We start from the raw sequence: 7113 nt of genomic DNA, 5'->3' as shown, positions 1-7113 counted from the left end.
GCGACCCGCCGCACCATGAACGCCGGGAGTCATCCATGGAAGACGGACTGATACCGCCGCACGGCGGCACCCTCGTAGACCTGATCGCCGAAGGCGACGAGGCGCGGCGCCTGGAGGAGCAGGCGGCGTCTCTGCGCCGGCTCGCGCTTTCGGCGCGGACGCTGTCGGACCTCGAACTCCTCTCGGTCGGCGGCTTCAGCCCCCTGACCGGCTTCATGGAGCGCGAAGCCTACGTGCGCGTTGTCCGCGACATGCACCTGCCGGACGGCCTCGCCTGGTCGCTGCCTGTCGTTCTGCCGGCCGAGCCCGCGTTCGCCCGCGAAGCGGAAGGCAAGCTCATCACTCTGACGGACACGGACGGCGCCGCCTACGCCGTGATGGAGGTGCGCGAGGCGTTCGACTACGACAAAGAGGAGGAGGCCCGCCTCTGCTATCGCACGACAGAGGAGGCGCACCCCGGCGTGGCCGCGGTGTATGCCCAGGCGCCGGTGCTGCTCGGCGGACCCGTGCGCCTGTTTCGCCGCGTGCCTCATGACGACTTTCAGGCGTACCGGCTGGAGCCATCGCAGACGCGGGCCGCGTTCCGCGAGCGCGGCTGGCGGACAGTGGCCGGCTTCCAGACCCGCAATCCCGTGCACAGGGCGCACGAGTACATCCAGAAGTGCGCGATGGAGATCGTGGACGGGCTGCTGCTGCACCCCCTCGTCGGGGAGACGCAGGCCGGGGACATCCCGGCGGACGTGCGCATGGCCTGCTACGAGGTCCTCCTGAAGCACTACTACCCCGCTGACCACGTGCTGTTGTCGGTGAACCCCGCCGCGATGCGCTATGCGGGCCCACGGGAGGCGATCTTCCACGCCATCGTGCGGAAGAACTACGGGTGCTCGCATTTCATCGTTGGGCGCGACCATGCCGGCGTTGGCAACTACTACGGCACCTACGACGCGCAACACATCTTCCGGGAGTTCGGCCCCGACGACCTCGGGATCACGCCGATGTTCTTCGAGAACAGCTTCTTCTGCCGCAACTGCGGCTCCATGGCCACGGCCAAGACCTGTCCCCACCCGGACGAGGACCACGTCTCCCTGAGCGGCACGCGGGTGCGCGAGATGCTTTCGAAGGGGGAGATGCCGCCCCCGGAGTTCAGCCGGCCCGAGGTCGCGCGGGTCCTGATCGACGCCTACCGGAGCGGATAGCCGGTGGAGCGCGCGGACGCCATGCCGTCCGATGAGGCGCGAACGGCGGAGCGCGCGGGGGCACTCGCGGCCGGCGCAAGACCTGCCCTGCGCGACCTCGCCTTTGTAAGACGGGCTGTCCTCGCCGGGGCGCTGCGTGCCGCGATCGTGTTGGCAGCGGTCTGGCTGTTCGTAGTCGCGCTGCAGCTGATAAAGACGGGCGCCGGCGGGCTGCGCCCGGTCCTCGATTCGCTGTCGGCGGACGGCATCGCGGGCCACCTCGGCGCCGGTTGGGCGGGCGCCTACGCCGTCATGAGCGGCTCGCCCGTCGCCGCGGTGGCTCTGAGCCTGTACTCGGGCGGGGCCACGAGCGACCTCGAGACGTTCGCGATGATCAACGGCTCCCGCCTCGGGGCGTCCCTCATCGTGCTCGTGGTAGGGTTTATCTCCTACGTGCGCGGCCGCCGCAACCCGGACGGGCTATACATCGGCGTGGTGGCCATGCTAACGGCGTTCACTCTCTGGCTGCCCGTGGTGCCCGTGGGGCTGGTACTTCTGGACCGCGGGCTGCTGGACGGCGTCCGCTTCGAGAGCCCTGTGGCCCTTACCTCCGCTGTCGACTTTCTTTCAGGCTTCGCCGTGGACGGCGCGCGCGAGAACCTGAGCCGCTGGCTGGTCTTCCTCACCGGGGCCGGCGTGCTGGTCGCGAGCTTCACGCTGTTCGACCGCGTCCTGCCCGACCTCGACCGGCCGGGACGGCGGTTCGAGGCGATGTCGAGGGCGCTACAGCAAAAGTACGCGATGTTCGCCTTCGGGTCCCTCGTGACGCTGATCACGCTGTCGGTCTCGCTATCGGTCACGATCCTGGTGCCGCTGGCCCTGAAGGGCTACGTGCGACGCGACCGGGTCATTCCCTACGTCATGGGCGCGAACGTCGCGACCTGGATCGATACGATGTTCGCCGCCTTGCTCCTGGACTCGCCGCGCGCCTTCACGATCGTCTTCACAGAGATGGTTGCCGGCGGCCTGCTGTCCCTCGCCGTCCTGGGCCTGGCCTACGAGCCCTACACGCGCGCCATCCTGTGGGCTGCGCACCATGTATCGACCAGCCGAAGAGGGATGGCGGCCTTCATCGCCTGCTTCGCTCTCACCCCGGCCCTGCTGATCCTGGCCTGATCGCCTCGTCTGGCCGAGACCCCGCCGCGGGCTTTCCGCACGGCTGTCTGGCCGGTTAGGCTGGTCGCAGTGAAGACCCCCGCAGCGGCCACGCCGGCCATCCTGCTCCTGGCCCTTGCGCTCTCGGCGTGCAGCGGGAAGACGAGTTCACCGCCACAAGCCGGGACGCCGCCGCCGAGTCCGCCGGCCCTGACGCCCACCGCGACGCCGGCGGCGCGGCCGGCGCCTCCGGTGAGCGCCGGCCCCAGCCGCTGGGGCCTGAAGCGCTTCCGCGCCCCCTTTGCCTTCTTCGAGGTCAGGGTCATACCCGGGCCGGACCCGGAGACGGATGCCTGGACTTTTGAGGCCGGGGGTGAGCCATTCGCATGCGCGCCCCAGCGGCGCGAGACGGCCTGGGAGTTCTCTTCTTGTTCGGGAGGGGGAGGGAACAGGTTGCGCGCCGTCATCCGCGACGACGACAAGCTCGACATCGAGTTGACGAAAGACGGTGAGGTGCTCCGAGAGCGGCTGCTGCGCGTCGAGGAGCGGGACGAGCCCGCGTCGCTCAACGTCGAGCTCCTGTGGCGAAGGCCGAACTCCTTCGAGCGCTCGATCAACACCGGCATCTGGGCTGCGGACGGCGTCGTCTTCGCCCCGAACTCCGCGGGCGTCGTGGAGTTGCTGGAGGCCTCTACCGGCGCCCGCCTGGGCATCGCGAACGCGAACCTCGCCGCCGGGCGCGGGCCGACAGCGGTGCAGGAGGTGACGGCGCGGGGCGGGTACCTCTACGTGGCTACGACGACACGCGGGGTCGTCGTCTTCGACGTGCGCAACCCTGCATCGCCGCGCCTCGCGGCGCAGGTGATGGTCGACGCCGGCGACAACAGCCGCGAGGCCTTCACCAACGTGCACACGCTGACGCTGTCCCGGGACGGCCTCACGCTGTACGCCGTCAACCAGTCCCATCCCTCGACCGACTTGCGGATCATCGACGTCTCGAACCCCGAGGCGCCAAGGGAAATCGGACGCTACCTCCGGCCCGTGCCCGACGTGCTGGACGGCTTCCATGACATCACCGTGATAGACCGAGGCGGACAGCGCATCGGCTTCCTGGCGTCGCTGCGGTCCGGGCTGCTCATCGTGGACCTGACGGACGCGAAGTCGGTGCGGCTGCTCGGGTCCATCACCTGGGAGAACACCCTGAGCCACTCCGGCGCAGCCTTCGAGGTAGGCGGCAAGCTGTACTACGCCCACAACGACGAGGGGTTTGACCAGGGCATGACGGTGCTGGACGTCACCGACCTCGGGAGCCCGAGGGTCGTGGGCCGCTACCAGACGCGTCGCGGCGCGTCGATCCACAACCTGGAAGTGGTCGGCAACTTCGCCTACGTCTCGTACTACCTGGACGGCCTGCGTGTCGTGGACCTGCGCGACCCTGCCAGGCCGCGAGAGGTCGCCCACTTCGACACGGTCCCGGCGGCCGACGAGCGGCGGACCTTCCAGGGCGCATGGGGCGTGAAGGTGCACGAAGGCCGCGTCTTCATCTCGGACATGCAGTCGGGGGTGTTCGCGTTCCGCGTGACGCTGCCGGACTGAGGGCGCTCCCGCATATGGCTATAATGCGCGCCATGGAGGCGGAAGACCTACCGCGGCGCCGGGCGCTGATACTATTGGCCGTTGGCCCGGCTGTATTCCTGCTCGGCTTCGTCTGGACGCTGGCGCGGCTGGCGCTGACTGAGCCTTCGATGACCCTGCGGGCGATCGTCTTTGCGCCGCCGCACCAGATGATGCTGGTGGGCCTCGTCATCGCGCTCGTATGCGTGCCGCTGGCGGCGGAGGTGCGCAGCGCTTCGCCGGAAGACCTGCGGCTACCGGGTGTCGACGCGGCGGAGGTGAAGACGGGCGAGCGCTCGCGGCGGCGCCGAGGGCGTTCGTACCAGGGCTATAATTGAGCCGAACCTTGCCCTGCCGGGTAGTGTAACGGTAGCACAGGAGCCTTTGGAGCTTCTTGTCCAGGTTCGAATCCTGGCCCGGCAACCATGCGCGGGGTCAGGGTCTAAGTAAAGTAAACGCGGCGACCTGCCAGGGTCGCCGCGTTTTGGCTTCGGTGAATGGCTCCCCGACGAGGACTCGAACCTCGAACCTAGCGGTTAACAGCCGCCCGCTCTACCGATTGAGCTATCGGGGAATGCCGCTGCTATTGTAACCGAAGGCCTGCGGGGCGCTTCAAGTTCGGGCACCGGGCAGGAGCTTTGCCGCTCAGGCGCGGCCTTTAGTCGTCGAGATGTCGACTTCGTTGCCGGCGGCGTCGGCCAGCGTCCACCAGGCCGGGGCGAAGGTGTCGCGCACCATGCGGCCACCGGCCGCGAGGGCCGCCGCGAGGCGCGGTCCGGCCTGCTCGTAGGGGACCCAGACGGCGACGTGCACGGCGCCGCCGCCGTCCGCCCGGGGCTCCCTCATGTCCTCGAACCAGAGCGCCGGCCCTCGCCTGCGGGGGTCCACAAGGTCCTCCCCGGGTGAGTCCGGGCGGCGCTCGTAGCCGAGGATGGCCTGCCAGAACGGCATGACCTCGGCCGCCGAGCGCGCGCCCGGGACGATGAGGATGCTCTGCACGGCGGACGGGTCGGCTGCGAGGCCGAGCTGCCTCGCCAGCGCCGAGATGCGCCGCGCCATCTCGAGGTCGCGCTCGGTCAGGCCGTAATAGCTCTCGTTGCTGGTGACCAGGCGCACTGTGACGCCGTCGTACCGCAGGTCGATGTCTGGCTTCTGGTCTGCGACCCCTTCGAGGTCGCAGATGGCCTGCACGAACCGGGCGCCGGCCGCGAACGACGCCGTGCGGAAGAAAGCGCAGGCGCCATCGCCGACGACCCGCCAGTCTTCGGCGCCGCCCGACTCGTGAAAGCGCTCGGGGCTGATCTCACCGCTCATGCCGCCCTCCGTTTTCCGGAAGAATCAGGGCCGCTCGCGCGTCGCTTCGACGCCGGAGCCGCGCCGGGGAATGGTGTTTTCGGGGCTGGCCCGCCTCGATGCTATCATTCCCGGGTGAGCAACCAGGACAGGCCGCACCTGGCCGTGCACTGCCAGTGGCTGAAGCGGACGATCGAGCCGGGGCGGCCGGAACCGATCGTGATGCTCTGCCAGCATCCGGTGCGCGAGGGCAAGGACTGCATCGGCCCCTTCCTGGAGGACCTGCCGACGAACTGCGGGCTCTGGGAGCCGCACCCGCAGGCGCACCTGATCCCGCTGCCGGAGCCGGAGCGCTGGCAGCGCCGGCGACGCGAGGGCTTCGACTACCAGCGCATGTGGTAGCGCGCGTTCAGCAGTTCAGCAGTTCAGCAGTTCAGCATTTCTCGTTGCGACGGTCGTCGCCGGGGCATGCGCGGGGTGGCACCCCAGTCTGCGGCGCCGACGAGTGCGCGGCCGGCAGGGCATGGCGTGGCCATTCACGCCGCCACCTTTCGGGGCTATCCTCTGGGGGTCACAATAGAGTCGTACTTTGCTGCCATGAGGCCCCGCCATGAACGAAACACATGAAGTCCGCCCGCCGCAGCGGGGGATCGAAGTAAAGCTCCTCGACTACACGAAGGACCCGATCAAGTCGCTGTACCTGGCGTACAGGGTGGCGTACTCGTCGCTGCGGCCGACGACCATCGAGCGGCGCATCCGGGAGGAGCGCATCACGCGCGAGCAGATGCTCAAGTTCATCGAGGAGCGCATGGAGGTCGGGCACAATTCGCCGCTGGAGCAGGTGTGGTTCGAATTCGCGATCGCCGGCGTGTCGCGGGCGTTCAGCCACCAGTTCGTCCGGCACCGCATGGGGATCAGCTTCGAGCAGCAGAGCCAGCGCTACGTCACGTTCAAGGGCGGCGAGTTCCCTTACGTGATGCCGGAGTCGCTGAAGCGCCGCGGCTTTGCAGCGAAGGTCGAGCAGGAGTACGACCGGCTGGCAGCCCTGTACGACGAGATGGTGCAGGCAGGCGTGCCGGCGGAGGACGCCCGCTTCGTCCTGCCGAACGCGACGCAGACCAACTTCAAGGTGACGGTGAACTTCCTGGAACTCCTGCACATCGCAGACCTCAGGCTGTGCACGCGGGCGCAGTGGGAGTTCCGCAAGGTTGTGGCGATGATGCGCGCCGAGGTGTTGCGCCGCTTCCCGGAGCTGGGGATCTACATCCAGCCGAAATGCGGTGAGCACCGCACGGGCTACTGCGACGAGCCCTACGAGGCCTGGGCGGCCTGCCCGATCGGCAAGAAACGGCCGCACAAGCGCGACCTCTTCGAGATGTACAACGCCTTCCGGCGGGGCGAGCTGGTGCGCGTGCGGACCCCGGAGCCGGGCACGGACGAGCCGCTTGACGAGGCGGACTACCAGCTGATCGAGCTGGAAGAGATACCGGGCCGGGAGAAGCTGACTTGAGGCGGAAGAGCCGCAGTCTGCTGGCCTAGAACTTCGTGGGATGGCGGCCCCCGGCGTTGTCGCACGGGGGTGCGAGGGTTAGAATCTCGGCACCAACCCCAGGGAGGCCCGAACATGGCCAGGCCCGTCCTCCGCACTCCTCTCTGCGACATGCTCGGCATCGAGTACCCCATCATCCTTGCGGGCATGGGCGCGGGCAGCGGCGGCTCGGCGCTCGCGGAGCTTGTTGCCGCGGTCTCGGAGGCAGGCGGGCTGGGTGTCCTCGGCGCGGCCGGGCTCGGGCCGGAGCAGATCCACGAGCAGTGCGCCAAGATCCGCAAGCTGACCAGCAAGCCCTTCGGCGTGGACATACTGCTGCCCGGGAAC

8 protein-coding genes and 2 tRNA genes are annotated in these 7113 nt (G+C 68.8%); 8 read left to right on the top strand and 2 right to left on the bottom strand.

Annotation, left to right across the window (positions count from 1 at the left end; genetic code table 11):
- Nucleotides 1-35 precede the first annotated feature (35 nt).
- From sat to VNN10_12145, 5 genes are all read left to right on the top strand, one after another.
- Complete coding sequence (gene sat / locus VNN10_12165) at nt 36-1196, top strand: sulfate adenylyltransferase (protein HXH22773.1); 1161 nt, start codon at nt 36-38, stop codon at nt 1194-1196.
- A 3-nt stretch (nt 1197-1199) separates the two neighbouring features.
- The gene (locus tag VNN10_12160; protein HXH22772.1) at nt 1200-2351 is read left to right on the top strand and encodes a hypothetical protein; all 1152 of its coding nucleotides are present in this window, start codon (nt 1200-1202) and stop codon (nt 2349-2351) included.
- 69 nt (nt 2352-2420) lie between these two features.
- On the top strand, nt 2421-3926 hold the full coding sequence (locus VNN10_12155) for a hypothetical protein (GenBank protein HXH22771.1): 1506 nt from the start codon (nt 2421-2423) through the stop codon (nt 3924-3926).
- Nucleotides 3927-3958: 32 nt separating this feature from the next.
- The gene (locus VNN10_12150) at nt 3959-4282 is read left to right on the top strand and encodes a hypothetical protein (GenBank protein HXH22770.1); all 324 of its coding nucleotides are present in this window, start codon (nt 3959-3961) and stop codon (nt 4280-4282) included.
- A gap of 14 nt (nt 4283-4296) precedes the next feature.
- Nucleotides 4297-4370 (top strand) — tRNA-Gln (locus VNN10_12145).
- A 72-nt stretch (nt 4371-4442) separates the two neighbouring features.
- Here VNN10_12145 and VNN10_12140 read toward each other — a convergent pair.
- Nucleotides 4443-4518 (bottom strand) — tRNA-Asn (locus tag VNN10_12140).
- Nucleotides 4519-4589: 71 nt separating this feature from the next.
- Nucleotides 4590-5258, bottom strand: coding sequence for a VOC family protein (locus tag VNN10_12135; protein ID HXH22769.1), 669 nt, complete (start codon nt 5256-5258; stop codon nt 4590-4592).
- Between the two features lie 114 nt (nt 5259-5372).
- On the opposite strand from VNN10_12135, the gene VNN10_12130 reads away from it, so the two are divergent.
- The 3 genes from VNN10_12130 to VNN10_12120 form a co-directional block, all read left to right on the top strand.
- Nucleotides 5373-5639: a hypothetical protein gene (locus VNN10_12130; GenBank protein ID HXH22768.1), complete on the top strand. Its 267-nt coding sequence runs from the start codon at nt 5373-5375 to the stop codon at nt 5637-5639.
- A gap of 208 nt (nt 5640-5847) precedes the next feature.
- The gene (gene thyX / locus VNN10_12125; GenBank protein ID HXH22767.1) at nt 5848-6747 is read left to right on the top strand and encodes an FAD-dependent thymidylate synthase; all 900 of its coding nucleotides are present in this window, start codon (nt 5848-5850) and stop codon (nt 6745-6747) included.
- A 114-nt stretch (nt 6748-6861) separates the two neighbouring features.
- Nucleotides 6862-7113, top strand: a 252-nt coding sequence (locus VNN10_12120) for a nitronate monooxygenase (GenBank protein ID HXH22766.1), incomplete at its 3' end; no start/stop codon positions are given.

This window comes from Dehalococcoidia bacterium (assembly GCA_035574915.1).
Lineage (GTDB): Bacteria > Chloroflexota > Dehalococcoidia > DSTF01 > WHTK01 > DATLYJ01.
The sequence above is the reverse complement of the archived record's forward strand: the minus strand, read 5'-3'. Positions and strand labels throughout refer to the sequence as shown.

Excerpts from the sequence above, each read along its gene's own strand:
- sat (HXH22773.1), top strand. The coding sequence starts at position 36 with ATGGAAGACGGACTGATACCGCCGCACGGCGGCACCCTCGTAGACCTG.
- VNN10_12150 (HXH22770.1), top strand. The coding sequence starts at position 3,959 with ATGGAGGCGGAAGACCTACCGCGGCGCCGGGCGCTGATACTATTGGCC.
- VNN10_12135 (HXH22769.1), bottom strand. The coding sequence starts at position 5,258 with ATGAGCGGTGAGATCAGCCCCGAGCGCTTTCACGAGTCGGGCGGCGCC.
- thyX (HXH22767.1), top strand. The coding sequence starts at position 5,848 with ATGAACGAAACACATGAAGTCCGCCCGCCGCAGCGGGGGATCGAAGTA.